The following is a 26,118-nucleotide window of genomic DNA, read 5'->3' on the forward strand; positions in this document are numbered from 1 at the left end:
CCCGCCTCTGCAAGCAATTTCCGCTTTCGACCCGCAGTGGCCACTCGTAGTCTGTCCGCGAACGACTGCTCCGCAGCGGTTGCTGCCGGTGGATTTGCAAGGTTGTGGGGTCGGACTTCGCCATGTTGCGGTCATTCCGACATATGCATCCGGCGAAATCATCTTGAGTAGGTGTGGGCTCAGCATCCTATTGATGCGTGACGGCTGAACGCCCACCATGTTCCCAGAAAATGCCATTGCACAGCGGGCCGTGATGCCGGACTAACGTTCATCTTTTTAAGTCGTGGCGTCATCGATCTCAAGTGCACATCTCTGCCGTTGCCACCGTCCAACCGAGACCTGGCACCTAACCCCAAGGCATGGCCGGTTCGTTCCGCGTCCAGCTTCAGCAGCCGGGCCGCCGCCGCGGTGGCGCCGAACAGCCTATGGGTGGCGGTGTAGGCCCAGCCACGGACCACGGGCGAGACCCGCGTCGCCACGCCCAGCCGGCAGGCCAGGTCCAGGCCGCCGTCACGGCCACGGCCAGGTCCTCGCCGTTGACGCCGCCGATGCGGTCCGCCATCGCCAGCGCGGCCGGCACCACCGATACGCCCGCATGCAGGACCGCGAGGTCGTGCGTGTCGTCGAAGTATGGCGCCGACCGCCGCGGCGCAGCCGGGCGCGGTGGCGCCGGCGATCGCCACGCCGACCGTGTCGAGCAGGTTCCTGCGGGTCGCTTCGACGGCGGATGCCGGCAGGTCCTGGAACGCCAGGCCGGCGACGTGCCGGGCGATGATCTGCGATGAGTCCAGTGGGGCTACCACCAGCTAGTTGTTGCGGTCATAAAGCACCAGACGTCCGGGATCCCGCAACAGCGCCAAACATACCAGTTATGCGCATAATGTGTATTATGTAAAGTGCTAGATCTAGCGAGATTGGCCTTCCACGTTCAATCGCAAGTAAATGGGCGTACGCTTGTCCTCCAAGCCATTCCCGCCGTCTACACGTCCACATGTCGATCCGCTCAGCATCCCCCGCGCTGGCCGCGGCGCTCCTGTTCGGCGCGAGCACGCCATTCGCCAAAACCTTGGTCGAAGGCGTCGCACCGTTGCTGCTGGCTGGACTTCTCTATCTGGGCAGCGGGCTGGGTCTCGGCATCCTGCTGGCGCTACGTCACATCGGCCGCGGCCACAGCCCGGGGGATGCGCCTGGCTTGCGGATTCCGCGCGCAGACCTGCCCTGGCTGGCGGGTGCGATTGCGACAGGCGGCGTGCTCGGCCCGGCGCTGCTGATGCTCGGGCTGACCCAGACGAGCGGCGCCTCGGCCTCGCTTTTGCTGAATATCGAAGGGGTGCTCACGGCCATCATCGCGTGGTGCGCGTTCAAGGAAAACGCCGACCGCCAGATCGTGCTCGGCATGGTCGCGATCGTGCTCGGCGGCGTACTGCTGTCTTGGGAGCCGGGCGGCACGGCGCCGTCACTCGGGGCGCTGCTCATAGTTGGGGCCTGTCTCTGCTGGGCCATAGACAACAATCTGACGCGTCGGGTCGCCACCAATGACGCCATGCTGATCGCCGGTCTGAAAGGCTTGTCTGCCGGAGCGGTCAGTACGATCCTGGCGCTGCTTGGTGGCGCCGAACTTCCGCCCGTCACCATGGTGGGGGCCAGTCTTGTCGTGGGATTTCTGGGGTACGGCCTGAGCCTGACGCTATTCGTCCTGGCGCTAAGAACGCTGGGAACCGCCAGGACTGGGGCCTACTTTTCAGTGGCGCCGCTAGTCGGGGTGATCATTTCCTTCATCTTGTGGCCCGAGAATCCGGGCCTTCTATTCTGGCCGGCGGCCGCCCTGATGGCGCTGGGCGTGTGGTTGCACCTGCGCGAACGGCATGCGCACGAACATACCCACGAAGCCATGGAACATAGCCACCGTCACGTGCACGACGAGCACCACCAGCACGCGCATCCCTTTGCCTGGGATGGCGCGGAGCCGCATACGCATCCGCACCGCCATGAAGCGCTGACGCACACGCATCCCCACTATCCGGATATTCATCACCGGCATCGTCATGGGCCAGGGCATGGAATCCGAGCGCGGAAGGCATAGGTTTTCGCCACCGCCCTCCTCGCCTGCGTGCCTTGGCGTCCAAGGCGGATCCCGTCTTGGATTCAGCGCGGCCCCAACACCTCGGCCAATTGCGCACCCTGGGGCATGCCTCTGAATTTCTTGACCGAGCCGTCGCTCTCCCGCACCACGATGCCGGGCGTGCCTCGGAACCCGCTCGACAGCATCAGCATGTGGTTGTCTTCGAGGGTCTGGAGTACAGCGTCGGGAATGCTGTCGGCAGGCTTGATGCCGCCCTGATCAAACTTGTGTTCGTTTTCGATCAGTGCGGCCGTTGGGTCGGGAGCGCCAAGGATAGCCGCGGCCTTTGCCGGACTGTCTGCCCGGATCACGCCCACGAGCAGATGGCGAAGCTGCACCTTTCCGGCGTCCACCCAGGGGCGCGCTGCTTCCCAGAACTGGTGGCAGTAGGGACAGTTTGCATCGGAGAAAGTGTAGATAATGCGGGGCGCGTCGGGTTTGCCGTCCTGTACCCAGGTCGCGGATTCCAGTTGACTCCACGTCTTTTCGCCCAGCGGCTTTTCAACCAGGTCCCGCAGTTTCATTCGGTCGATGGGCTTGCCATTGGCGTCCAGGCGCGTGCCCACGATGGCGTTGCCATCGCTGGTGAGGTAGACGGCGATGGGGCGGTCTTCTGCCGTGCCGGCGAAAGCGCGCAGGCCGCCTTCCACATCGAACTCTCCCACGATGGTGAGGCCTTGCGCTTCCAGTGCCTGGATGGCCGGCGGTCGGGCTCCGGTCTGGGCCTGGCTGTAGCCGGCTGCCAGCACGAGCGGGATGGCTGCGATGGATGAAATACGCATACGCAATGCAAACATGGTCATTCCTTACTTGGGTAAATCTTGGATGCCGTCTCGGGGTATATCGAAACGCCGCGACATCTTGTCCTTGAGGGCTGCCATGGTGATCTCGCCCAGATGCGTGTCCACCAGGCGTCCCTGCGCGTCATAGAACAAGGTCGTGGGCAGGCCGCGTGAATTCACCGCCCGCATGGACGCGGACGCAGGGTCGAGCAAGACGTTGCGCAATGCCAGGCCTTCGCTCTGGATGAAGTCATGCGCCTGTTGCGCGCCCTCCCCCTGATTGACCAGGACGATGCTGACGCCCGGGAACTCGGACTGCGCCTGTTCCAGGGCGGGCATCTCACGGCGGCAAGGCGGGCACCAGCTCGCCCAGAGGTTGACGACTAGCGGTTTGCCCTCGTATGACCTCAGCGCGATGGGCTTCCCATCCAGCGTTTGCAACTGCAAGTCCGGCAGACGCGGCGGCTCGAGCAGCAGCGGCAGCAGCGCGCCGCCTGCGAACCAGGCCACGACCCCGACCAATATGCCCGCGTATATGGGACGGCGCGGCGCCGGCATGGTACGGGTCCGCCACCAGATGAAGGCCAGCGTGGCCGGCACCCCAACCCACCAGTAGTATCCGCCATCCCCGATTGCGATTAGCGCCATGGGAGCCGCGAAGTAGTCTTCCCACCAGAAGGCGATGTATCCCAGGCGCGCCGCCACAATGCCCCAAAACACGCCGTCGAGCAGCACGGCGCCGGCAAGCCGATGAGAAGCGTCCGGCAGGCGTTTGGCCAGCGCGCGGGTCACCAGCCAGGAAAACAGTACAGCCGCGAAGACGCCCATGCTTTGAATGGAGAAGGGACCGATGCCTATCATGGCGTTCCCGCCTTGTTCAGTCGTGCCAGGAAATCAGCGGCGCTGACCTCCCCCACCACGCGAAGGTCTCGGCGCTCCGTGCCGTCGGGTCCCACCAGGATGAGCGTGGGCGGCCCCATGACGCCCCAGCGCTTGAGCAGGGCCTGATCCGTTGCGTCGTTGCGCGTCACGTCCGGCCGCAGCACCTGCATGCGCGCCAGCCGCTGCGCCACAGCGGGGTCGCCGAATACATTGCGTTCGATCACGTGGCAACTGATGCACCAGTCGGCGTAGAAGTCGATCAAGGTCCATTGGCCGCGCGCGGCCGCGTCCGCCAGGCGCCTGTCCACGTCCTCGACCGACTTGGCCTCGACGCAGGCTGGCTTGTTGGCGATGGCTGGCACGGCGGCCGACGAGGCGGCGCGCAGGTGCGCCAGCGGCTGTGACAGTGAATCACCGCCCGACGCGGCGCCCACCAGCATGAGAATGGACCACAGGCCTGCGATGGCTCCCAGTGTGCGCAAGGCCCACATCAGGCGCAGCTTTTGCGCGACCGCTTGCGGCCAGGCCAGCAGGCCGATGGCGATGGACAGTATCCAGGCCCCCCAGAGCACCAGGCTCAGGGTGGCCGGCAGGAAGCGGTCGAGCATCATCACCGCCATCCCGACCATCACGTAGCCGAACGCTATGCGCACGCGATCCATCCACGCGCCGGGCTTGGGCAGTACGCGGGCGCCGAATATGGCGATCACCAGCAGCGGCAGGCCCATGCCCAGGCCCAGGGCAAACAATGCCAGGCCGCCATACAGCGCGCTGCCGGTCTGGCTGATGTAGAGCAGCGCTCCCGCCAAGGGCGCGGTCATGCATGGTCCGACCAGCAATGCCGACAAGAAGCCCAGCGCCGCAGCGCCGACCACGTTTCCGCCCGCGCGCCCCTGGCTGGCGGAGCCGACCCGGTTCAACAAGGCGGACGGCAGGCGCAGTTCGAACATTCCGAACAAGGAACTGGCGAGAATCAGGAACAAGGCCGCGAACGCTCCCAGCAGCCAGGGGGATTGCAGGGTCGCCTGGAGATTCGCGCCTGCCAAGCCGGCGGCCACGCCCACGGCGGCATAGGTGGCGGCCATTGCCAGCACATACGACAGGGACGTGACAAAAGCGCGCCGCGGACTGGCCTGAGCGCCCACGACCATGCTGGAGATGATGGGGATCATCGGCAAGGTGCAAGGCGTGAAAGCCAGGAGCAGGCCGAAGCCGAAGAACAGCAATGTGCCTGCGATCGGCCCCAGCGTCGCCAGGCGTTGGGCAGCAGCCTGGTCCTCGGCGACGTCGGCTGCGGCGCCGGCGCCCGCCTCCGGCTGACTGGTGGTGGCAGGAGGCTCGGCAGCGCTACTTGCCCCCGCCGCCATCGCGGGCAAGTTCAATGCCATGGTCTGCGGAGGGTAGCAGATGCCCCCTTCCGCACAGCCTTGCCAATGCAGTGTCAACGGACCTGTGACGGAGGCGGGAAAACGCAGTCGCAGCGCATCTCCAAGATAGATTTCCGTATCGCCAAAGAACTCGTCATTCTTGGGCGTGCCAGGGGGAAGATCCAGGCGGACTTCCTCGCCCTGCCCCGAAACCAGCTTCAACGAGTGGCGATAGACATAGTAGTTCTCGGCAATATGTCCTTGCGCCGCCAGTTCCGTCCCCTGCTGCTGCACCTGCGCCAGCTTGAATACATCGACAGGATCCAGAAATTCAGCCTCCTCCTGCCAGGAAAACAGGCCTGCACTCCCCCATGCACTGCCGATGGCGAAAAAAAACAGAAACACAACGGCCAGTACTCGTCGATATACGAACAACCTCATTCCTCCGGGGCAATAGTCGGCCTTCCCCAGCCGCCCTCATGTTGAGGCGCAGGGGAGCTTATCCAGCCATGATGGAGGAGATCGATTAACCGAAACTAAAGAAGGGAAAGCAGGCGCGGAACGAACGGAAATCAAGGCGCCGGCCATTCTTGACGGAAAAGTTCTGGCCTAACATATGGGCCCTGGGTTGCAACGGATCGGGATTCAAATGCGGGTATTGCTGGTAGAAGACGATGAACTGATCGGCAAAGGAATCGTGGCTGGCTTGCGCGCGCATGGCATCACGGTGCATCACGTTTGCACTGCCGTTGACGCTGAAGCCGCCCAAACGGAAAACTCCTTCAATGCCTTGGTGCTCGACCTGGGACTTCCGGACCGTGACGGAATGGAATTGCTCTCTGCCGTGCGTAGCATTGAACCGTGTTTGCCCGTGCTGATACTGTCCGCCCGGGATGCCATCGACCACAGGATCGCGGGCCTGCAACAAGGCGCCGACGACTACATGACCAAACCGTTTGACTTGCGCGAACTGGCAGCGCGATTGCATGCGCTGGTCAGGCGCACACAGGGGCGCGCAGCCCAGACCATTACGGCGGGACCTTTGCGCCTGGAACCCGAAAGCGGCCTGGCTTGGTTGGGAGGCCAAGCCATTTCGCTATCGCGTCGCGAGGTGGATCTGCTGGCGCATCTGGCCGCGGCCAATGCGAGGTGGATCCCTCCTGATCTACTCAATGAACGCCTGTACGGGCTGGGCGAGGAAGTGAGCAGCAACGCGCTCAACGTTCATATCCACAACCTGCGCCGCAAGCTTGGCGCTGACGTGATTGAAACGTCGCGTGGATTGGGATTCCGGCTGGGTTGGAGGCTCGACGCATGAGTTTGCGTCTTCGTGCAGTCCTGATTGCAGGACTTTCTCTCATGGTCTTGTGGGCGGCGGCGGCGGCCTGGATGATGCTGGGCGTGCGCGCCGACCTGGCCCGCACGCTTGATGGTCGCCTGGCTATGTCGGCTCGCATGGTCTCGGGCTTGCTTGCCGGGTCTGTCATAGATCCCAACGCCAAGACTACGGATTTCACGCAAGCCATCCGCGTCAACGGCAGCGAAGGAATCGCTTGCGAGATTCGCGCGCTGCGCGGCGAGGTCCTGGCGCGCACCAGCGGCAGTCCGGCCTCGGATTTCGACAGCCTGCCTGCCGGTTACAGCACGCGCATGGTCGCCGGACACGAGTGGCGGATTTATGTGCTTCGCGATGACAGTTATCAAATAACGACAGCGGATCGCGTCGAGCAAAGGAACACGCTGATCAATGAGCTGCTGTTTGCGGCTGGCGTGCCCTTCCTGATCGCGCTTCTTGGCGGGCTGGCTGCCCTGTGGATCGGTATCGGGCAGGGCCTTGCGCCGCTGCAAGCCTTGCGCATGCAGTTGCGGGCCAAGCAAACGGACGATACCACCCCTATCGCTGTCGCAAAGCCGCCCACCGAGCTTCGTCCTGTGCTGGATGCCATGAACGGATTGTTGGGACGCTTATCCCTGGCACTCTCCAGCCAGCGGGCGTTTACCGACGCCGCGGCACACGAGTTGCGCACACCGCTGACCGTGATCGATACCCACCTGCAAGTGGCCAGGTTGACCGAAGGGGAAGAAGCCGAATCGTCACTCTGCAGTGCCGAGGAAGGCGTGAAGCGCCTGCGGGGTACGCTCGACCAGATGATGATTCTGGCGCGTGCCGAAGCATCGCCCAATTCGGAAAACGGGTGTACGTCCATCCAGGAGGTCATCGCCAGCGTCATCGATGCGACAACTGTCGAAGCGCGGCTGCGCCTGGCGGTATCCGTCGACGGCGCTGATGCTTGCTGCGCCATTCCACGCGAAATGCTGGAGGCTGCCATCCGCAACCTGGTGGACAATGCGATTCGCTACTCCCCCTATGACATGCCTGTCGAAGTCGTTGCCCGCTTCGATTCTCCAACCCGACAATGCCGCATCGTCGTGGCGGACCGGGGGCCGGGGCTCAGTGCGGATCAAGCAGCCAAGATTGGCCAACGCTTCTGGCGCGGGGACCAAGGCCGAAGCCGCAACGACGGCGCGGGTCTTGGCATCTCGATCGTGCATGCCATTGCCAAGCGGTTCGGGGGAGCATTGCATCTCAAGCCCCGGGAAGGTGGCGGTTTGGTCGCGGAACTTGTGTTTCCGTGCAGTCCGTAGCCGATAGGAGCGTGTTATGAACTTTGGAGCCACCGTGACCGAACCGGCCGTCATTGAAGTTTCAGCCGAAGCCGCATCTCATAAGGGCGAATTTTTCCTGATCGACGCCAGCTTCTTGGGAAACGGCAGGATTCCCGGCATCGAAATCGCCAACGAAGAGAAGCTGATCGATCCGGGGATGAATGTCGTCTCGCGTCCTAATGGAATGCCAGATCAGTATCCGGAGCGTCCCCACCTGGTTCATGTACCGGAGAAAGGCGGAATGCCACGCGATCTGGAGGTGCTTGCTGGCATATGGATTGTGTCGGAGCCCTTGAAGCAACTGTTTGAGCAGTTGGACGCCGAGGCGTTTGCATTTGTGGCGTGCGACTTCAGCCTGGCTGACGGCTGCCCCGCCCCTCAGTATTACCTAGGCAATGTGCTGCGCAGACTCGACGCCCTGGATGAAGCCTCTTCCCGCGTGAGGATCAAGTTCGACCGCAACTATCAGACCGGCGAGGACGAGAAACTTTATAGCCTCGTCGGCGGAGCCAGCCTGGTGTTCAAACAGGACGTGGTGGGAGATGCCCATATCTTCCGCCAGGATCGCATGGGAGCGCCTCCCATCTGCGACCGCGCGATGTTTGATGCATTGAGTGCGGCCAACTTCTCCGGCGTACGGCTGCGCGATGTAGCCGATATCTAGAGGCACGTTTACTTAGGCCCGCGGCGGGCCTGCATGCATAAATAGTTCAATAATTGTTGTATCATTGATTGATGAATGAAGATCAAGCCGTTACTGCCCTGAATGCCCTGGCCCATGCCCAACGCCTGCGCGTGTTTCGTGCGCTTGTCGTCGCGGGGCCCGACGGCCTTACACCCAGTGTCATGGCCGAAGGGCTTGGCGTTGCCCGCAACGCGTTGTCTTTCCACTTGAAGGAGCTTGCGCACGCAGCCCTGGTCAGCGTCGAGCAGCAAGGCCGGAATCTGATCTACCGCGCGGATTTCTCCCAGATGAATGGCTTGCTCGGATACCTTACCGAGCATTGCTGCGCGGGCGCGGCTGGTGAGGGAGCCGAGACCGGCGCCAGCGCGGCATGCAGCCCGCCATCCCGCCTCCTCCAGCGGCATTGATACATGCTCGACGCTCCCGTACGCGTCGTTGGCTCCCTGGGCACGGCTCAGACGCTCGCCTGGGCGTCTTCCTATTACCTGCCGGCGATGCTGGCGGATCCGATGGCCCGCGACCTGGGGGTGTCGGCGCCGGCGGTGTATGCGGCGTTTTCCGCTGCGATGGTGGCTTCGGCCGTGGTCGGTCCCTGGGCGGGACTAGCGATCGACCGCCATGGCGGGCGCGTCGTATTGGCCGGCACGAGCCTGCTGTTTGCGCTGGGGCTGGGCTTGCTGGGCGCCGCCCAGGGCCTCTGGACGATGGTCGCCGCCTGGCTGGTTATCGGCGTGGCGATGGGGGCCGGACTCTACGAAGCAGCCTTCTCCAGCCTGGTGCGGCTGTATGGCCATCACGCCCGCGGCGCCATCACGGGGATCACGCTGATTGCCGGTTTTGCGAGCACGGTGGGATGGCCGCTTTCGGCCTGGATGGAAACCCAATTCGGTTGGCGCGGAGCGTGCCTGGGGTGGGCAGGATTGCACCTGCTGGTCGGCCTGCCGTTGAACGCATGGTTTCCGAAAGCGCCGGGCGCGGGACGAACGCAAGAGCCTGCGGACAATGTGCAGGATGTCCCCTCCTCTGCCCCCCAGCCGCGGCAGCAGAGGTATGCCACTGCCCTCCTCGCCTTCGTGTTTGCGGCGACCTGGTTCATCAGCACCGCGATGGCCACGCATTTGCCGCGCATGCTGGAAGCCACGGGCGCCACGCTCGCAGCCGCCGTGGCCGTGGGTGCGCTCATCGGTCCGGCGCAGGTGGCGGGCCGCCTGCTGGAATTCGGTTTCTTGCGGCGGGTTCATCCCTTGTTGTCCGCGCGCCTGGCTGCGCTGGCGCATCCGGCGGGCGTTGCCCTGCTGCTGGGAGGCGGTCCGGTAATGGCGCCGGTGTTCGCCGTCCTGCATGGGGCGGGCAACGGCATCCTGACCATTGCCAAGGGGACCTTGCCGCTGGTGCTGTTCGGCCCCCAGGGCTATGGCGCGCGCCAGGGCTGGCTGATGATGCCGGCGCGGGTGGCGCAGGCGCTAGCGCCATTTCTTTTCGGGGTGGCGCTGGACCGCTGGGGGGTCAACGCGCTGTGGCTGTCCGGGGGCATAGGGCTTGGCGCCTTTGCCGCGCTATTGCTGCTGCGTGCGCGGGCGTCGGCCGATTGAAATCTGAGTGTCGTATGTATAGAGGTGTTGCATGAAGTTGATCCAGAAAACCGTTGAGACCCGCATCGGCGCGGAGGTGGTCCGTGTCTGAAACCCTGGCCGATTTGCCCAACATTGATTCGTCGTTGTTCCATCGACCCGGCGAGGCCGGGCTGTTTCCTGCCGTGCGGGCCGCGCACGCGCCGCGGTTCCTGCTGCTGTACGGTTCGTTGCGCGAACGCTCCTATAGCCGCCTGGTGGCCGAGGAAGCCGCGCGCCTGTTGCAGGCGCTGGGCGGCGAAACCCGGCTGTTCAATCCTTCGGGACTGCCGCTGGTCGATGACGCCAGCGATGACCATCCCAAGGTGCGCGAGCTGCATGAGCTGGTCCAATGGGCCGAAGGCATGGTCTGGAGTTCGCCCGAGCGTCACGGCGCAATGACGGGATTGATGAAGACGCAGATCGACTGGATTCCGCTGTCGGTGGGCGCGGTGCGCCCGACCCAGGGCAAGACGTTGGCGGTGATGCAGGTGTCGGGCGGATCGCAGTCCTTCAACGCCGTGAACCAGATGCGGGTGCTGGGGCGCTGGATGCGCATGTTGACCATTCCCAATCAATCGTCGGTGGCCAAGGCCTACCAGGAATTCGACGAGGCGGGACGCATGAAGCCATCGCCCTACTACGATCGCGTGGTCGACGTCGTCGAGGAACTGATGAAGTTCACCCTGCTTACGCGGGATGCCTCGCCCTATTTGGTGGACCGCTATAGCGAGCGCAAGGAGGCGGCCGCCGATCTGTCTCGCCGGATGAAGCAGGCGTCCATCTAGGGGGATTCAAGTCGGGCGCGGGCCTGGGCTTTTAATCCGCGCCTGCGCCACCACAGCCAGATCCCGCTGATGCCCAACGCGCCCAAGCCCAGGCCCAGCAGCGCGACCATGGCTACTCCCGCAATTCCGCCCAGTTCTCCCGTATGCAGCGGATACAGCACGGAGTTGATCCGCGCGCCGGGATCGAGTTCGTTCCAGCGCTGTGCCGCCAATACGTGGCCGTCGCGCGGGTCGAGCCAGACGGAGGATCTGCCGTTTGGATGCGGATCGTCGGGCACGCGCATGCGTATGGCCAAGGGGCGGTCGATGCGCGGCGTGTACAGCAGGTAGCCGATCGCGCCGTCCGGAAATGCCGCTTGTGCGGTTGCGGCCAATTCGTCCAGGGAGCGCGGCGGGATGGCGCCCGCTGGCCGCGCCGGCAGCTTGGGCGCCACGACCGGGGGCTGGCCGCTGGCCAGCGTGATCCAGCCGCCTATCGGACGCCATGCCAGATAGGCGCCGCTGGCCATGCACACCGCCAGCAGCAGCGCGAGGATGGCGCCGCCGTTGCGGTGCACGTCGAACAAGGCGCGCAGCGCGCCCTTGTTGAACACCATGCGCAAGGACGGCGGCCATTTGCGCGGCCACCATGCGATCAGGCCTGACACCGTCAGGACCAGATAGGCCAGCGCGGTCCAGGCCAGCACGGCCTTGCCGGTGCGATCCAGCATCAGGGCGCTGTGCAGCTTGTAGACGATGGCGACCAGTCCCTCGTCTTCTCCCCTTCTGCCCTGCTCCCGGCCGCTGGCCGGATCGAGATAGACAGTGCCGTCCCAGGCGTCGGGCGCCCTCACCCTGACCTGCATGGTTTCGCCGGATTCGCGCGGCGGGCGGAAGGTGTAGGAGGCTTGCGGGCCGAACTCGGCGGCCAGGTTGCGGCGCATGGATTCGAACGATGCGGGCTGGCCGCCGCCTGCGTTGCCGGCCCGGAAGAGCTCCGGATGCAGCAGCTTGTCCAGCGGCCGCGCGGCCACGAGGAAGGCGCCGGTCAGTCCGGACAGGATCAGGATCCCGCCCAGGCCCAGCGCCACCCAGCGATGGCAGAGCAGCCAGATGCGCCTGGGCATCAGTAGGCCAGGCGCGCCTGCAGGTAGACCATGCGCGGCGCGCCCACCATGCGGCCGCCGTTGGTGTCGACGTTGCGGGTGTAGTAGCGCCGGTCAAACAGGTTGTTCACGCCCACCGCCAGCTCGCTGCCCTTCCATTGGGGCAATTTGTAGCTGAGCTGCGTGTTCCAGACGCTGAAACCCGGCACGCGGCCGTTGGTCGCGGCGGCGTTCTCCTCTTCGGTGTTGGCGGTGTCCGAGTACTGGCCGCTCTGTGCCGTCGTGTAGAGGTTGAAAGTCCAGTTGTTGCGCATGTAGCGTCCGCCCAGCGTGCCGGTCTGGCGCGAATAGAACGGCACGTCCCGGCCTTCGAATTCGCCGGATTTCTGGATGGCGCGCACGTAGGTGTAGTTGGCGTAGAGATTCAGGCCGGCGAGCGGGCCGGACTTGTCGAAGTCGTAGTCGATGGCGAATTCGACGCCGTTGTGGGTGGTGGCGCCCAGGTTGCGGAACACGGCCGGATTGGTGCCGGGTATCGACAGGATCTGGTTGTCGAACTTCAGGTTGAAGACCGTGAACTCGGTGTGGGTCTGTTCGCCCGAGTAGCGCAGGCCGGCTTCCAGGGTCTTGGCGACTTCCGGGCTGAGCGGATTGGAGGCCGACATCGAGTTCAGCTGCGTGTACTGCACCGCGCCGAACGAGGTGTTGTAGTTGGTATAGAGCGTCAACGCATCGTCGACCAGATAGGCGATGTTCAGCGAAGGCAGGCCGCGGCTGTTGCGCAGGTCGAACGGCGTGTCGTTGGCGGTGCCGCTGGGCTGGCGGTTGGTGCGGATGTGTTCATACCGCACGCCGGGCGTGACGCGCCATTTGCCGTAGGCGATGCGGTCGTCCAGATAGATGGAGTGCGCTTCGGTCTTGTTGTCGAAGACCTGTGCCGCGCCGATGCGTTGGCCCGTGGCCAGGGATTCCGAATAGCGCCGGTCCTGGCCGGTTTCGTGGATGTAGCGGTAGCCGATGGTCACGTCGTGCGTGGTCGGCCCCCATTCCAGGCGCTGCGTGTAACGCGGCTCTATGCCCAGTACCTGGTTGTTGCGCGGCTGATAATCGTTGCGGCCCGTCGCGGTATTGATGAGCGAACTCTGGCGCGAGCTGTCGTAGTGATAGACCCGGGCCTCGAATTCCTGGGTGTCCGAGATCGAATTGAGGTATCCGATGTCGACCTGATCGCGCTGCCCTTTCCAGTAATCGGTGGGATGGGTGTTCTGGAATGGATCGTCGCGGTACTGCGCCACCGTCAGGCCGCCCGGCGTCATCGATTTGACGTCGTAATGGGCGAACTTGCCGTAGATTTCCGACGTCGGGGTCAGCTCGAAGCGCCATTTCAGCGCCACGTCGTTGTAGCGGTCATGGCTGGCATCGCGCCATTGTTCGCCGTCCATGCCGGAGTACATCAGCGCCACGCCCAGCCCGTTTTCGAACTGCGTGCCCAGGAAGCCGGTGTACTGGGTATTGGTGCCGCCCTGGCTGAAGATGTTGTAGCGGGCGGAGGCCTCGGCGGTGAGTCCGCTGCCAGTCGGAATCGAGCGGGTCTTGAAGTTGATTACGCCGCCCACGTTCTGCGGGCCATAGCGCACCGCCCCGCCGCCGCGCACCACGTCGATGGCTTCGATGTTGCCCAGGCTGGTCGGCGACATCACCAGGTTCGGCTGGCCATAAGGGGCCATGGCCATGGGGATGCCGTCCAGCAGCATGGTGGTGCGGAATGAATTGCGCGGGTTCAGGCCGCGGATGCCGACGTGCAGGCCGACCGAGCTGCCGCTGGCGCTGGTGCTGCCGCTGATCTGCACACCTGGCACGCGCCGCAGCACGTCGGCCACGCTGGTGGCGCCGCTGTTCTGGATCTCGTCGCGCTTGACCAGCGTGCGGGCGCCGCCAAAGGTCTGCACGCTGTTTTCCAGGCCGGTGCCCAGCCAGTCGCCGCTGACCTGGATCGATTCCAGCGTGTTGGCGTTGCCGGCAGGCACGGCCTTGGCCGCAGGGGCTGGCGCGCGCACCACGTATCCCTGGCCGCCCTGCTCCTCCGCGGCGAGGCCGGTGCCGGCCAGCAGCCTGGCCAGCCCCGATTCCACGCCATAGCTGCCGTCCAGGCCCTGCGTCCTCAGTCCGCGCGTGTCCTCGGGCCGGAAGGAAACGGTGATGCCGCCCGCCTTGGCGAAGGCGGAAAGCGCCTGGTCCAGGGGACCTGCCGGGATGCGGTAGTCGTGCGTCGCGGCCGGGGCCGAGCTTTGGGCCGCGGCGGGCGGCGCGGCGGCGAAGGCAGCGGCCAGGCTCAGTGTCAATCCGGCCAAGCGCAGGACGCGGGGTTGGGTTTTGTCTACGACTGCCACTTGGTCACATCCCTACAGGTCATCAATGCGCGGTATGCCGGATGAGCGCGGGGAAAAGGGACAAGGGCGTAGCGGCAAAGTTGTAAGCGAGTGAAACCAGGCGGCTTTCAGCGCGTCAGGGTGACCCAGTAGGCGGTACGCGTGACGACGCGCAGATCCAGGGTCTTGGCCACGACGGCAAGCAGCGCGTCGGTGTCTTGCAGGCGGAATACGCCAGATACCCGCAGGCCGCCCACCGCCGGGTCGCAGCGCAATACGCCGCGCCGGTAGCGCGAGACCTCGGCCAGCAACGCGTCCAGGCGCATGTTGTCGGCTTCGAGGACGCCGCGCGTCCATCCGGGCGCGTCTGACCTGGCCTGTGCGTTCGGCAGAAAGGCATTGGCGGTGAAGCGCACCGACTCGCCGGCATTGAAGATCCGCTCCGGACTGCCATTCCCGAGGGTGACGGCGACGCGATGTTCCAGCACGGTCAGCTCGGTCTGGGCGTCGCCATCGTCCAGTTGCCGGACGACAAACCGGGTGCCCAAGGCGCGCAAGCGGCCCTGGGGAGTCTCCACGATGAAGGGCCGCGCCCTGCCCGCTGGGTCGGCGGCCGTGCGCACATAGATTTCGCCGCCGCGCAGGTGCAGCAGGCGCATTTCGTCGGAGTAGCCCACCTCCATGGCCGTATCGGTATTCAGATGGACCTGGCTGCCGTCGGCCAGCCGCAGGTCCTGGTTTTCGCCCACCGCCGTGCGATAGGCGCCTGCCGGCTCCGCATACAGGCGGTAGGTCAGCAAGGCGGCGGGCGCGGCAACCCCCAGGACCGCCAGCGTACGCAGCACGGCGCGCCGGCTGACCTGCGACGGGTGCGTCAAGAGCGGCACGCCCACGGAGGCCGGCACCGTGTCGAACTGCTGCATCAGGCGCTGGGCGCGTTGCCAGGCAAGCTCGCGTTCGGGATGGCCGTGACGCCAGCGTTCGAAGGCGGCGTGATCCGCCGGTCCGGCCTCGCCGGAATGCAGGCGCACGAGCCAGCGGGCGGCTTCCCGTATGACGGAGGCGTCTAGCGGTTTGGATTCAGCGGCGGCCATGGGTCAGGAATCCAGCATGGTCAGGCAGATTTCGAAGCCCTGGGCCATGTAGCGTTTCACCGTGCGGTCGCTCAAGCCGGTGCGGGCGGCGATTTCGACGTAGGTGAGCCCTTCCAGTTGCGACAGGACGAACACCTCGCGCGCCTGCGGCGCCAGATTGCCGAGCATGCGGTCCAACTGTTGCAGCGCTTGCTGCACGCCCAGCAGCATCTCGGGCGAGGCTTCCAATTCGGGCGGCAGCGCGGCCATGGCCTCGAGCCAGGCGCGTTCCAGCGAGCGGCGGCGCCAGTGATCGTTGAGCAGCCCCCGCGCGATGGTGGTCAGATACGCCCTGGGCTGGCGCAGCGTGCGGACTTCCTCGGGATGGCGCAGCACGCGCAGAAAGGTGTCGTGCGCGAAGTCCGCGGCCTCATGGCCATGGCCGAGGCGATGCCGCCACCATTGGCAGAGCCAGTCGTAGTGGTTTTCGCAGAGTAGCTGGAGCGGCTGTAGGGGCTTGGACATGCTCGAACGCCCCGATAGGCAGCGCGATGACACGGAATGGCGGCCTGGCCGGATTCAGCCCGGCGGCCAGCGGGGCTAAATGATACCAAGAACCGTTCGCAGTATCGAATCGCGCGGAGCCCTGCGGGGCGTTCAGAACGGCACCATCACCTTCAACGTGCCGCGATGGCTTTGTATGTGGGACGAAAAATCCCCGTCGTACTGCAACCGGAAGTCCAGGCCGCCCGCGTTGGATACCTGCAGGCCCGCGCCGATGCGGCCGATGACGTCGTCCATGGGCACCGAGGTCTCGAAGGCCCCCGAGCCTGCCGGCGCGCCCTGCAAGCGCGACTTGACCGTGTACTCGTCCTTGGACAGGAACGACACGCCGCCATACATGTAGGGGCGCATGGTTGCGCCGTTCTTCAGCGCCACCTTGCCGCCCAGTTCCAGCGTCGGCGACAGGGCCATGACGAATTCGTTGCTGCTTTCCACGTCCAGATGCAGGGCGTCGCGGGATTCGCTGTAGCCGGGCATGTGGGTGTAGGACGCGTCCACGTCCACATAGGGTTTCAGGTAAACGTGTTCCCCGGCGTAGGTGCGCGCGATACGCAGGCGCAAGGCCGCGCCGTAGACGTCCAGGTCCGAGTCGGCCGTGCTTTGCATGCCGGGGATGCGGATGCTGCGGTTGATGTCGTACTGGCCGTAGCCGCCGCCCAGGGCCGCGGACAGGGTCCAGGGTCCGGTTTCGCGCTTGACCACCACGCCGGCATAACCGCTGTCGCCCTTGCCGCTGACCCGTCCGTCGTCGCCGCTCAGATGGCTATTTTGGTAGGCAACGGACCCGCCCAGGAACCAGCCCGGACTGACCTGGCGCTGGCCGCCGAACTGGTAGGTGACGCCATCGAACGAAAATCCGGAGACCCCGCCGTCGCCGTCCTGGTTGGTATTGATGCCGGACACCTGGCCCCACAGGCAATCCTGCTCGCCGGTCAGCGCGTCGCCGCCCTGGAATGCCGGGCACGACATCATGGCGCCGGTAAAGCGCGCCATGCTGGCCTGCATCTGCGCGGCAGGCGCCACGGTGACGCCGGCCGACAGGTCGGACAGCCGGTTCGAATAGGTGTCGGCGCTTTCGCGGGAGGCCATGTCCAGCGCCGCGAACAAGGACGCCATGGCGGCGTTGCCACCCAGGTTCCAGGCGCCTTGCAGATGATTCGCAACCGAGCGCTGGTTGGCGGCCAATTGCATGGACGGCGCGGCGAAGTCGGCCTGCGTTGCGCGCACGCGCACGTTCTTGCCGTCCAGCCTGGCGTCGTAGTCGATCACCGGGCTGTCCTTGGCAACGGGGCTGCCTTGCACATCGCCTTGCAGCGTCGCCACGGTGACTTCGTGATCGGGCAGCAAGGTGATGGGCTGGACATTGACCTGGCCGTTCAGGCGGGTATCGCCCTGCACCACCATGCTCGGCGATTTGAGGTTGGCGAAGTCCACGTCCGCCTGCAGCAGGCCGCCGGCCTGCAGGTTGAAATTCCCCGTAACCGTGAGCGTGTCGAAGGCGCCGGACCTGCCTATGGCGACCAGCCCCGCGTTGTCGATGTTGGCCTGATAAAGCGTGGCGTCGCTCAGGGTGCCGCTGGCGGCGTTCCAGGCGTTGCAGGCGATGCCGCCCGCGCCGCCGCCGCATTCGATGTTGCCCAGCACGGTCCCCGCATTGTTGACGGACAGGCTGGCGCCGGGGGCGCTGGCCAGGAAGCTCACGGTCTTGGCCTGCTGCAGGGCGGCGCCGTCATAGCGTACGGCGCTGCCGCCTGCGCCGGCGATGATCATGCCCGCCGAGCCCACGGTCAGCGTGTTCTGCTTGTCGCCCACGATCCAGACGCCATATGCGCCCGCGCCGGTGCCGCCGCTGACCGAACCGTCGACGGTGACCGCGACCTGGCCCGAACCTTGCGGACCGGCGCTTTGCGCAAAGATGCCGGTGGCGCCGGCGCCGGTGGCGGCGATGCTGCCGCTCTGCGTCAGCGTGACGTTCCCGCCGGTTCCCGTACTGCCCGCGCCTGCCGTGCTGCCGGCGAAGCCGCCGGCGGCATTGCCGCCCAGCCCGCCCCCGCCGCCGATGGATTGGGCGATCACGCCGAAGGCGTAGGCCCCCTGGGTCGTGATGTTGCTGGCGACATTGAGGTTAACCGCGCCGCCGTTGCCGTTGCCACCCGTCTGCCCGCTGCCTGGGATCCAGCCGCCCGAGTCCAGCTGCAAGCCCTTGCTGGTGTCGCCCGCGATGCCTCCGCCGCCGCCGATGGACTGGGCGATCAGGCCATGGGAGCCCGCGCCGCTGGTGCTGATGTGGCTGCCGGCATTCAAGGTCAGGGTCACGGCGCCGCCGTCGCCCGCCGCGCCGCCGCGCCCGCCCAGCGACACGCCAGACAGGTTGCTGGCGTCGCCCGCGCCGCCCAGCCCGCCGCCGCCGCCGATCGATTGGGCCAGCACGCCATAGGCGCGCGCGCCTTGCGTGGTGGCGGCGATGCCGGTGGTGACGTCGATGGCGCCGCCCGAGCCGGACAAGCCGCCGTTGCCGCCCACTGCGACGCTCATGGAATGGCTGTCCTGCTGCAGCTTGGAGCTGCTGTTGCCCGCCCCGGCCGTGCCGCCGCCTCCGCCGATAGATTGCATCGCCAGCGCCGGGGAGTCGTCGCCCGCGGTCTGGACATTCAGCCAGCTTCCGCCGCCAGAGGTCAGGATGTTGCCGCCGTTGCCGGCCACGCCGCCTGTGCCGCCAAACGAGGCGCCGACGGTGATGGTGCCTTGGGCCTGGTCCGAGCCATCGCCGCCCTGCCCGCCGCCGCCGCCGATCGATTGCAGCAGCACGCCATAGGCGTTGTAGCCGGTGGTGGCGACGCTGTTGCCATGGTCGTCGTCGAAGAGGAAGCTCAGGACGCCGCCATTGCCGCCGGCGCCGCCGCTGCCGCCCACGCCGATGATCGCGTTGGCCTTGATCTTGCTGCCCGAGGCGCTGGACGATCCGCCCACGCCGCCGCCCCCGCCTATGGATTGGGCCACCAGGCCGTCGGCCCAGTCGCCGGCGGTGGCGATCTTGCCCGCGTAGTTCACGGTGACGTTGCCGGCATGGCCGCCCGTGCCGCCGGTGCCGCCCACGTCCACGCCGAATTGGTAAGTGCTGTTTTCGTCGTCGAGCCGTTCCTTGTTGTCGCTGTGATTGCCGATGCGGTCCAGGATGGGATAGGACGAGGCGTCGGCGCCCAGCGATCCGCCCAGCCCGCCGCCGCCGCCGATCGATTGCAGCAGCACGCCATCGGCGTCGCCGCCTTCGGTGCGGATGGCGCCTTGCAATGTCGCATTGATGCTGCCGCCAGTGGCGCCGGAACCGCCGGTCGCGCCCAGGCCCACCTGCAGACGGGCTGACGGACGCTCTTCGGCGCTGCCAGCCACATTCAGCGTGCCGCCCTGCGAGGCCCCGCCGCCGCCGCCGATGGACTGCGCCACGATGCCGCGCGAACCCGAGCCCAGCGTGCGGATGGCGAAGTTGGGATTCAGCGTCACGTCCACATTGCCGCCGGTGCCGCCCGAGCCGCCGGTACCGCCCAGGGCCAGGGTCAGCTTGACGTTGGTGGGCCCGCCGTGGGTGTAGGCGTTGCTGCTGCCGACCCCGCCGTTGCCGCCGCCTCCGCCTATGGATTGCGCCAGCACGCCATTGGCGTAGTCGCCATAGGTCACGATGGTGGATGCCGGGGGGACGCGCACGCCAGGCGGGGTCAGCAACGACGGCGGCATGCCGACATAGGCGCCGTTGGCATCGCCCAGGCTCACGGCCACCGCGCCGCCGTTGCCGCCTGCCGAGCCGGAACCGCCCAGCGTCATGCCAGCCGACAGCGAGATCGTGGTCGCATCGCCGAGCACGGTGGACAGCACGGACGAATCGCCGCCATTGCCGCCCCCGCCGCCGATGGACTGCGCCATCACGGCGTGGGAGCCGTCGCCCAAGGTGGCGACCGTGGAACCGTTGCTGAGGTTGACCTGGGTGACGCACGCGCCATCCCCCGGCGGGCAGGCGCTGCCGCCCGCCCCGCCGCTGCCGCCCACCGCGGCTTCGAAATTGAACGCCAGGGACGCGCCCTCGCCGGTGGGTACCGCCACCACCAGGTCGCTGGCGCTGGAGCTGCCGCCATTGCCGCCGCCCCCGCCTATGGTCTGCGCCAGGATGCCGAAGGAATCGTTGGGCGCGTAGGTCGAGGGATCGATGTTCGGGCTGGCGTAGTCCATGCCCGTGGCGACGTGGGAGCCGCTCAGGTTCACGATGGAGGAATAGCCGGTGCCGCCCGAGCCGCCGCTGCCGCCCAACACCACCGCGGCATTGAAGCCCACCGTGACGTCGTAATAGCTGGCGTCGCCGCCGTTGCCGCCGCCTCCGCCTATGGATTGGGCCAGGATGCCGGCCGAGTGGGCGCCGCCAGTGCTGATGTTGAGATTGCTGTAACCCACCTTGACCTCGGCGGCATTGCCGCCCGCGCCGCCGCTACCGCCCAATTGCAGCGCCGCGAAGGATGCCACGCTGGCGTTCTTGACGCTGCCGCCCGTGCCGCCGCCGCCGCCGATGCTTTGCGCGATGATGCCGGGTGCGTAGTTGCCGTGGGTGGTGAGGTTCGCGGTCGAGTACGTCAATGTGCCGCCGCAGCCGCCCTGGTTGCTCATGCAGACCGTGCCGCCGTTGCCGCCGCCGCTGGCGCTGCCGCCGATCGCCACCGATACGCCCACCGATGCGGTGAAGGTATCGCCGCCGTTGCCGCCGCCGCCGCCCACGGACTGGGCCAGCACGCCCGCGCCGAATTGGCCCGCGGTCTGGATCGAGCCCAGGTCCTGGATGATGACGTTGCCACCCGCACCGCCCCCGGCGCCGCCGCCGCCCACGCCCAGCACGCCGATACTGTCGCCGCCGCTGCCGCCGCCGCCGCCGATGGACTGGGCCACCAGGCCGATGGCGGCGTTGCCGGCCGTCGTGATGGAGCCGGTATTGCCGATCACCACCGTGCTGCCCGACGAGCCGGTGGCCCCGGCCGAGCTGCCGCCTACGCTGAGCAGGCCAGTGGCGCTGCCCGAGGCCCCGCCGCCGCCGCCGATGGACTGGCCTATCATGCCGTGCGAGTTGTAGCCCGAGGTGGCGATGGACCCCGTGTTGCTCAGGGTGACCTGGCCGGCCGCGCCGCCGCCCGCGCCGTCCCCGCCCAAGGAAACCAGTTCGGCCGTGTCCGCGCCGCCCGCCCCGCCGCTGCCGGCAATGGACTGGGCCAGCACGCCGTAGGCGTGGTTGCCGCCAGTGGTGACCGTGGCGCCTGTCGCCACATTGACCGCGCCAGCGTTGCCGCCATTGCCGCCATTGCCGCCCTGGCCACCCAACACCGACACGAAGTCGCTGCCCGTGCCGCCGCCGCCGCCGACCGACTGCGCCACGATGCCGGTGGAAAAATTGCCCGTCGTGCTGATGGCGCTGCCGCTGGCGGTGGAAATGTTGACGGCGCTGGCGTTGCCGCCAAACCCGCCGCCCCCGCCCTGCCCGGCCAGCTTGGTGCTGTCGGTGCCGTCGCCGCCCTGCCCGCCCAGGCTTTGTGCCGCCAGGCCGGGCAGGTTGTCGCCGCGGGTCGCGACGCTGCCGCCCTGATAGAGATTGATCGCCACGGCGCCGCCCGCGCCGCCATTGCCGCCGGAATGGTCCTTGTCCGGGCCTTTGCCGCCCTTGCCGCCGATGGCGCGGGCGGCGACGCCGGCGCCCTGCACGGTCGCGCCGGCCGCCGAACCGGCCACGTCCAGCAGCACGGAGCCATTCACGTCCACGGTCACCTTCTGGGTCCAGGTGTCGGAGTTGCCGCCGCCATTGCCGCCGTTATCGCTGTTGTCGGTCGACGCGGTGCCGTCGCCGCCTATGCTTTGCGCGTAGATGCCAAAGACCGTGGCGCTGTCGAAGACCTGCCAGTAGCTGTTGGCCTGGCCCTGGTGCGTCACTTGCACGGTGCCGCCGGTGCCGGCATTGCCGTTGTTGTAGCCGCCCATGCCGCCCACGGAATTCGCGTAGATGGCAGCTCCGTTGGCATAGGTGCGCAGCCGCGTGGCGCTGCTGCCCAGGTTGATGACGCCGGTGTTGCTGACCGTGACCGTGCTGGCGTTGCCGCCATTGCCGCCCACCTGGTCGCCGTATTCCAGCGTCGGATCGTTCTGGTCGCCGCCGGCCCCGCCCAGGGCCCGCGCGTTGATGCCGTACAGGCCTTGGCGCGGCGTGGGCAGGGAACCGGACATCGTCAGGTTGCCGGAATTGGTCACGGTGACGTTCTGGCCCAGTCCGCCGTGTCCGCCGTTCGAGTCGTTGTTGTCGTTGGCGGGGTCGCCGATGCCGCCGGACGAGACTGCCATGATCAGGCTGTTGAAATTGCTGAGCGCCGTGCCGTTGAGCGCGATGTCGCCCGTGCTGGATACGGTAATGTGGCCGCCGTCTCCTGCCGTGCCTTCGTCCACGCCGTCGCCGCCGCGCGATATGGCCGTGACCACGCCCACCGGGTTCAGCCGGGTCTGGTTCTCGTCGGCGTTGTAGTTGCCCGAGGACGTGACCGACACGTCCGGTCCGTTCTGGCCGTTCTTTTCGTTGTCATGGTCTACGCCGCTGTCGCCCTCGCAGATGGCCTGGGCGCTTGGGTAGTTGCCGGACGGCACGTTCAGGGTGGGGCCGCCTGCGCATGCATAGCCGGCCTGTGCGCCGCCCGCTACGCTCCAGGCGCAGGCGCCCAGCGCGGACGCGATGGCCAGCCGCAACGTGTTCTGCCGCAGCAGGGGAAAAGGCAGACTGGGGCTGTGCGCCGGGCGTGATGAGGGCTTCATGGATGAGCGGATTCTTGTGACCCGAGCGCGGTTTACCCGGGTCGGCGGGCGCGCGCTCAGTAGTAACTGGCAAAGTTTCGCCACTAGAATCCGCAGGCAGCGCATCTCGCGCAACTTTTTTTCGACGAATCAGTGCTTTTTTTCGACGAAATCCGCAAAGAAAACCACACTGTTACCGCATGCGCGGCCACAAATGTAAGTAAAGATTGAATGCGGCGTAAAGCCTTCGGCCGGCCGTGTCAGGGGCGCGCTGGCGTCCGCCTGGCGCCGTCCGAAGATGCCAGCAGCATCTGCCCTTTGGGTGTCAGGACAACCACCGGTTCGACATCCGCGCGGCGGGGAACGTCCACCAGCCCGTTGGCGGTCGCGTCTTCCCAGGCGGACAGGCGCGGACACGAACTGCGCCAGGCGTCCATGGTCTGCGCATAGGTGCGCGGCCGTTCGGCGATCCAGGCCAGGAATTGCAGCAGGTTGCCGAGCTGGGACGTGCCGGCCTGCAACATGGAACTATCGTCATCTGTCTTCATCGCCATGCACTCCCAACCTGGATGTAAAAGGCGTTCTGGTCCTTGCTGTGGGCGATGTCTATTCCCACCGCCAATCCCAGCTTGGCGGCTATCAGATACCGGAAGCCTGTGCCGATGCTGACGACATTGGTGGAATCGGCAAAGGATTTCCAGTTTCCGTAGGCCTTGCCCACGCCGCTGAACCCCAGTATGGACCAGCGCGGGGTGGCGTCCCAGCGCAATTCTGTTTCGAAGGTCAGCGCGTCGCGGTCCTGGTAGCGGCCCCGCGCCACGCCGCGCAGGTCGACGTAAGGCTGGGCGTAGAACGGCACCGTGCCGCGCGTGAACTGGCCGTCGCCGCGCAGGCCCAGGGTCCAGCGCGGGGCCAGCGGCAGCCAGGTGTAGCCGCGCGTGCGGTAGCTTTCGAAGGCCTGGTCGCTGCCCAGCCAGCTGCGCGAGAACTGGGCCTCCAACTCGGCATAGCTGCCCCGATTGGGATAGAACATATTGTCGCGCGTGTCGTAGTCCACCACCACGCCGGCCTTGCCGATGCGGCCCGCCAATTCGGCCTTGGACAGTTCGCCAGCCTGGCTGCCGGTGAACCGGGTGTTCGAGCGGAAATAGGTATAGCGCGGTCCGACGTACCAGGGCGTGTCGCCCACCCGGGCCAGGACCTGCTGCATCAGGAAGGTGCCCTTCACCTCGTAGCTGCGTCCGTGGCTGGAGGCGCCGTAGTACTCCAGGTTTGCGCGTCCCTGGGCCAGCGCGCCCAGGTAGCGGTAGCGGTCGGCGTCCCAACTGCGGAAATGGAACAGCGCGCCGCCGCGCGTGCCGTTTTCGGTGGCCAAGGCGCCAATGCCGGTGACATTGGGCGGCGCCTTGCTTTTGCCTTCCGGCTGGCCCTGGGAGGCGGCCTCACCCGCCGGTTCGGAGAAGTACAGCAGCATCACGCCGCCGCCATAGCCCACGGCGGGCTCGGTGATGATCACGGGTACCGGCAGCGCGCCGTTCTGGCGCAACAGGAAGTCGCCCATGTCCAGGCCGCCGCCGTTCGCGTCCGCGTCGGCGTCCGCTTGCGCCAACGCCGCGCCCATGAAAGCCGGGCCCGTGCACAGCAGGATCAGGATTTGCCTGGCCAGTCGCGGCCAGGTGACCGGATGGCCCCGGCGTGCCGCGCCGCCCGTGGCGGGCTCGGCCCCCCTGGAGGCGCTGTCTCGGGCGTGTCTGCATTCCTGGCGCACGGAGTCCTTCCCCGTTGTAGTGCCGCAGTCCGGCGATGTCGGGCGGCTCGCAAGAATGAGACTGGAGCCGCGCGTTCAGTCGTGCACCGCCGATGATGACACGGCGCCGGATCTTGCGCACTACTTCCGCCACCGCTGCCTAGACCGCGAGCCTGCGCATCGTCAGCGCGACGACCGCCGTGGCGACAAGCTGCATGCCGGCCACGACATACAGGCCTGCGGCCACGCCGCCCGTCCATTCCTTGAGCCAGCCCATCATGAACGGCGTGGCGAAGCCGGCCAGGTTGCCGACCGAATTGATGAAGGCGATGCCGCCCGCCGCGGCGGTGCCGGTCAGGAATGCCGCCGGGATGGCCCAGAAGACGGGGAACGCCCCCAGCACGCCGATGGCGGCGATGCTCAAGGCGCCCATCGCCAGCACGGGGCTGCCGATGTAGGCGCCGGTCAAGGACAGGCCGACCGCGCCGACCAGGGTGGCGCCGGCGCAATGCAACCGGCGTTCGCGGGTGGAGTCGGAATGGGCGCCGTTGATCACCATCGCGGCCGTGCCCAGGATGAACGGGATGGCCGACAACAGGCCTATGTTCAGCGCGCCTTGCACGCCCAGCTCGCGCACGATGGAAGGCATCCAGAACGCCAGCGTCGCATTGCCGCCGACGATGCAGAAGTACGCCGCGGTGCACAGCCACAAGGCAGGCAGGCGCAGGGCCTGGGCGAAGCTGGCGTGTTTGCCGGGGTCCAGGCGTTCACTGTCCAGCTCGGCCGTCAGCGCGGCCTTTTCCGCCGCGCTGAGCCAGCGCGCCTGCTGGGGGCGGTCCGGCAGATAGGCCAGCACCACCAGTCCGGCGATCACCGAAGGAATGCCTTCCAGCACGAACAGCCATTGCCAGTTGCGCAGCGGCGCCACCCCGTCCATGCCGCTCATGATGAGTCCGGCTATCGGCCCGCCGACGATGCCGGCGATGCCGAACGACGTCATGAACCAGCCATTGATGCGCCCTCGCCTGCCTGCCGGTATCCAGTACGTCAAATAAAGCATGACGCCGGGGAAGAAGCCCGCTTCGAAGGCGCCCAGCAGAAAGCGCAGGACATAGAAGGAAGTGGGCGTGGTCACGAACGCCATCGCCATCGAGGTCAGGCCCCACAGGATCGTGATGCGCGCCAGCGTCTTGCGCGCGCCGATGCGTTGCAGCAGCAGGTTGCTGGGCACTTCGAAGATGAAGTAGCCGATGAAGAAGATGCCCGCCCCCAGGCCGTACACCGCTTCGCTGAAGCGCAGGTCCTGCAGCATCTGCAGCTTGGCGAAGCCCACGTTGACGCGGTCGATCCACGCCAGCAGGAACAGGAAGATCAGGAAGGGAATGAGGCGCCAGGCGACCTTGCGGTGCATCTGGCCAGGATCGGCGGCCGGCGCGGCGTCGTGTGCCGGCGCGGACAGGGGTTGCGGTGAAACAGCATCCATAGCGGGTTCCTCGGTGGAGCGGATCAGGGGAGCGCCCTAGCCCGCCGATACCGGGGCAAGGTTACGCGAGCAGATGTTTTTGTCTGCTATAAA

Annotated in this window: 19 protein-coding genes; 7 read left to right on the forward strand and 12 right to left on the reverse strand. The window is 66.5% G+C overall.

Going from position 1 to position 26,118, the window contains the following annotated elements:
- Positions 1 to 179: 179 nt before the first annotated feature.
- Positions 180 to 803: an MmgE/PrpD family protein gene (locus IB268_RS31320; protein ID WP_175164030.1), complete on the reverse strand. Its 624-nt coding sequence runs from the start codon at positions 801 to 803 to the stop codon at positions 180 to 182.
- Positions 804 to 991: 188 nt separating this feature from the next.
- Between IB268_RS31320 and IB268_RS12030 the strand changes: the two genes are divergently transcribed.
- Positions 992 to 2,083: a DMT family transporter gene (locus IB268_RS12030; protein ID WP_125471300.1), complete on the forward strand. Its 1,092-nt coding sequence runs from the start codon at positions 992 to 994 to the stop codon at positions 2,081 to 2,083.
- Positions 2,084 to 2,145: 62 nt separating this feature from the next.
- Here IB268_RS12030 and dsbG read toward each other — a convergent pair whose 3' ends face one another.
- The 3 genes from dsbG to dsbD are packed head-to-tail and all read right to left on the reverse strand — an operon-like array spanning position 2,146 to position 5,594.
- Positions 2,146 to 2,919 carry a thiol:disulfide interchange protein DsbG gene (gene dsbG / locus IB268_RS12035; RefSeq protein WP_125471299.1) on the reverse strand — a complete coding sequence of 258 codons (774 nt, stop codon included), beginning with the start codon at positions 2,917 to 2,919 and terminating at the stop codon, positions 2,146 to 2,148.
- 9 nt (positions 2,920 to 2,928) lie between these two features.
- Entirely contained in the window at positions 2,929 to 3,765 is an 837-nt protein-coding gene (locus IB268_RS12040) for a TlpA disulfide reductase family protein (RefSeq protein WP_192354294.1), read from the reverse strand.
- Positions 3,762 to 5,594 (reverse strand): protein-disulfide reductase DsbD, encoded by a 1,833-nt coding sequence (dsbD, locus tag IB268_RS12045; RefSeq protein WP_192354295.1) that lies wholly within the window; start codon positions 5,592 to 5,594, stop codon positions 3,762 to 3,764. The genes IB268_RS12040 and dsbD overlap by 4 nt, the downstream gene beginning before the upstream one ends.
- Positions 5,595 to 5,802: 208 nt before the next feature.
- Between dsbD and IB268_RS12050 the strand changes: the two genes are divergently transcribed.
- The 6 genes from IB268_RS12050 (at position 5,803) to arsH (ending at position 10,903) form a co-directional block, all read left to right on the forward strand.
- On the forward strand, positions 5,803 to 6,471 hold the full coding sequence (locus tag IB268_RS12050; protein WP_192354296.1) for a response regulator: 669 nt from the start codon (positions 5,803 to 5,805) through the stop codon (positions 6,469 to 6,471).
- Positions 6,468 to 7,799, forward strand: coding sequence for an ATP-binding protein (locus IB268_RS12055; RefSeq protein WP_125471297.1), 1,332 nt, complete (start codon positions 6,468 to 6,470; stop codon positions 7,797 to 7,799). The genes IB268_RS12050 and IB268_RS12055 overlap by 4 nt, the downstream gene beginning before the upstream one ends.
- A gap of 16 nt (positions 7,800 to 7,815) precedes the next feature.
- A complete protein-coding gene (locus IB268_RS12060) occupies positions 7,816 to 8,484 on the forward strand; it encodes an imm11 family protein (protein ID WP_192354297.1) in 669 nt (222 codons plus the stop codon).
- A 71-nt stretch (positions 8,485 to 8,555) separates the two neighbouring features.
- Positions 8,556 to 8,912 (forward strand): helix-turn-helix transcriptional regulator, encoded by a 357-nt coding sequence (locus tag IB268_RS12065; protein WP_054454415.1) that lies wholly within the window; start codon positions 8,556 to 8,558, stop codon positions 8,910 to 8,912.
- Positions 8,913 to 8,915: 3 nt separating this feature from the next.
- Positions 8,916 to 10,097 carry an MFS transporter gene (locus tag IB268_RS12070; protein ID WP_119452101.1) on the forward strand — a complete coding sequence of 394 codons (1,182 nt, stop codon included), beginning with the start codon at positions 8,916 to 8,918 and terminating at the stop codon, positions 10,095 to 10,097.
- Between the two features lie 83 nt (positions 10,098 to 10,180).
- Positions 10,181 to 10,903: an arsenical resistance protein ArsH gene (arsH, locus tag IB268_RS12075; RefSeq protein ID WP_175164046.1), complete on the forward strand. Its 723-nt coding sequence runs from the start codon at positions 10,181 to 10,183 to the stop codon at positions 10,901 to 10,903.
- On the opposite strand, the gene IB268_RS12080 is transcribed toward arsH, so the two are convergent.
- The 8 genes from IB268_RS12080 to IB268_RS12115 all read right to left on the reverse strand — a co-directional run bounded on the left by IB268_RS12080 (position 10,900) and on the right by IB268_RS12115 (position 26,025).
- On the reverse strand, positions 10,900 to 12,009 hold the full coding sequence (locus IB268_RS12080) for a PepSY domain-containing protein (protein WP_192354298.1): 1,110 nt from the start codon (positions 12,007 to 12,009) through the stop codon (positions 10,900 to 10,902). The two genes, arsH and IB268_RS12080, sit on opposite strands and share 4 nt — an antisense overlap.
- Positions 12,009 to 14,339 carry a TonB-dependent receptor gene (locus IB268_RS12085; RefSeq protein ID WP_225588730.1) on the reverse strand — a complete coding sequence of 777 codons (2,331 nt, stop codon included), beginning with the start codon at positions 14,337 to 14,339 and terminating at the stop codon, positions 12,009 to 12,011. Before IB268_RS12085 ends, IB268_RS12080 begins: the two co-directional genes overlap by 1 nt.
- 146 nt (positions 14,340 to 14,485) lie before the next feature.
- Positions 14,486 to 15,451, reverse strand: coding sequence for a FecR domain-containing protein (locus tag IB268_RS12090; protein WP_192354299.1), 966 nt, complete (start codon positions 15,449 to 15,451; stop codon positions 14,486 to 14,488).
- Between the two features lie 3 nt (positions 15,452 to 15,454).
- Positions 15,455 to 15,955 carry a sigma-70 family RNA polymerase sigma factor gene (locus IB268_RS12095; protein ID WP_192354300.1) on the reverse strand — a complete coding sequence of 167 codons (501 nt, stop codon included), beginning with the start codon at positions 15,953 to 15,955 and terminating at the stop codon, positions 15,455 to 15,457.
- 132 nt (positions 15,956 to 16,087) lie between these two features.
- Positions 16,088 to 22,816, reverse strand: coding sequence for an autotransporter outer membrane beta-barrel domain-containing protein (locus IB268_RS12100; RefSeq protein WP_192354301.1), 6,729 nt, complete (start codon positions 22,814 to 22,816; stop codon positions 16,088 to 16,090).
- Between the two features lie 239 nt (positions 22,817 to 23,055).
- A complete protein-coding gene (locus IB268_RS12105; protein WP_225588731.1) occupies positions 23,056 to 23,343 on the reverse strand; it encodes a hypothetical protein in 288 nt (95 codons plus the stop codon).
- Complete coding sequence (locus IB268_RS12110) at positions 23,340 to 24,416, reverse strand: BamA/TamA family outer membrane protein (RefSeq protein WP_192354467.1); 1,077 nt, start codon at positions 24,414 to 24,416, stop codon at positions 23,340 to 23,342. The genes IB268_RS12105 and IB268_RS12110 overlap by 4 nt, the downstream gene beginning before the upstream one ends.
- A 286-nt stretch (positions 24,417 to 24,702) precedes the next feature.
- Entirely contained in the window at positions 24,703 to 26,025 is a 1,323-nt protein-coding gene (locus tag IB268_RS12115) for an MFS transporter (RefSeq protein WP_192327873.1), read from the reverse strand.
- Positions 26,026 to 26,118 lie beyond the last annotated feature (93 nt).

The sequence above is a fragment of the Achromobacter sp. ACM01 genome (genome assembly GCF_014851745.1).
In the GTDB taxonomy this organism is placed as follows: Bacteria; Pseudomonadota; Gammaproteobacteria; order Burkholderiales; family Burkholderiaceae_B; genus Achromobacter; species Achromobacter aegrifaciens.

What these genes read in the sequence shown, in the direction of transcription:
- IB268_RS12105 (WP_225588731.1), bottom strand. Translation starts at nt 23,343, where the DNA reads ATGAAGACAGATGACGATAGTTCCATGTTGCAGGCCGGCACGTCCCAG.
- IB268_RS12115 (WP_192327873.1), bottom strand. Translation starts at nt 26,025, where the DNA reads ATGGATGCTGTTTCACCGCAACCCCTGTCCGCGCCGGCACACGACGCC.
- IB268_RS12050 (WP_192354296.1), top strand. Translation starts at nt 5,803, where the DNA reads ATGCGGGTATTGCTGGTAGAAGACGATGAACTGATCGGCAAAGGAATC.
- IB268_RS12055 (WP_125471297.1), top strand. Translation starts at nt 6,468, where the DNA reads ATGAGTTTGCGTCTTCGTGCAGTCCTGATTGCAGGACTTTCTCTCATG.
- IB268_RS12090 (WP_192354299.1), bottom strand. Translation starts at nt 15,451, where the DNA reads ATGGCCGCCGCTGAATCCAAACCGCTAGACGCCTCCGTCATACGGGAA.
- IB268_RS12080 (WP_192354298.1), bottom strand. Translation starts at nt 12,009, where the DNA reads ATGCCCAGGCGCATCTGGCTGCTCTGCCATCGCTGGGTGGCGCTGGGC.
- IB268_RS12110 (WP_192354467.1), bottom strand. Translation starts at nt 24,416, where the DNA reads ATGGGCGCGGCGTTGGCGCAAGCGGACGCCGACGCGGACGCGAACGGC.
- dsbD (WP_192354295.1), bottom strand. Translation starts at nt 5,594, where the DNA reads ATGAGGTTGTTCGTATATCGACGAGTACTGGCCGTTGTGTTTCTGTTT.
- dsbG (WP_125471299.1), bottom strand. Translation starts at nt 2,919, where the DNA reads ATGTTTGCATTGCGTATGCGTATTTCATCCATCGCAGCCATCCCGCTC.
- IB268_RS12100 (WP_192354301.1), bottom strand. Translation starts at nt 22,816, where the DNA reads ATGAAGCCCTCATCACGCCCGGCGCACAGCCCCAGTCTGCCTTTTCCC.
- IB268_RS12060 (WP_192354297.1), top strand. Translation starts at nt 7,816, where the DNA reads ATGAACTTTGGAGCCACCGTGACCGAACCGGCCGTCATTGAAGTTTCA.
- IB268_RS12030 (WP_125471300.1), top strand. Translation starts at nt 992, where the DNA reads ATGTCGATCCGCTCAGCATCCCCCGCGCTGGCCGCGGCGCTCCTGTTC.
- IB268_RS12040 (WP_192354294.1), bottom strand. Translation starts at nt 3,765, where the DNA reads ATGATAGGCATCGGTCCCTTCTCCATTCAAAGCATGGGCGTCTTCGCG.
- IB268_RS12070 (WP_119452101.1), top strand. Translation starts at nt 8,916, where the DNA reads ATGCTCGACGCTCCCGTACGCGTCGTTGGCTCCCTGGGCACGGCTCAG.
- IB268_RS12095 (WP_192354300.1), bottom strand. Translation starts at nt 15,955, where the DNA reads ATGTCCAAGCCCCTACAGCCGCTCCAGCTACTCTGCGAAAACCACTAC.
- IB268_RS12065 (WP_054454415.1), top strand. Translation starts at nt 8,556, where the DNA reads ATGAATGAAGATCAAGCCGTTACTGCCCTGAATGCCCTGGCCCATGCC.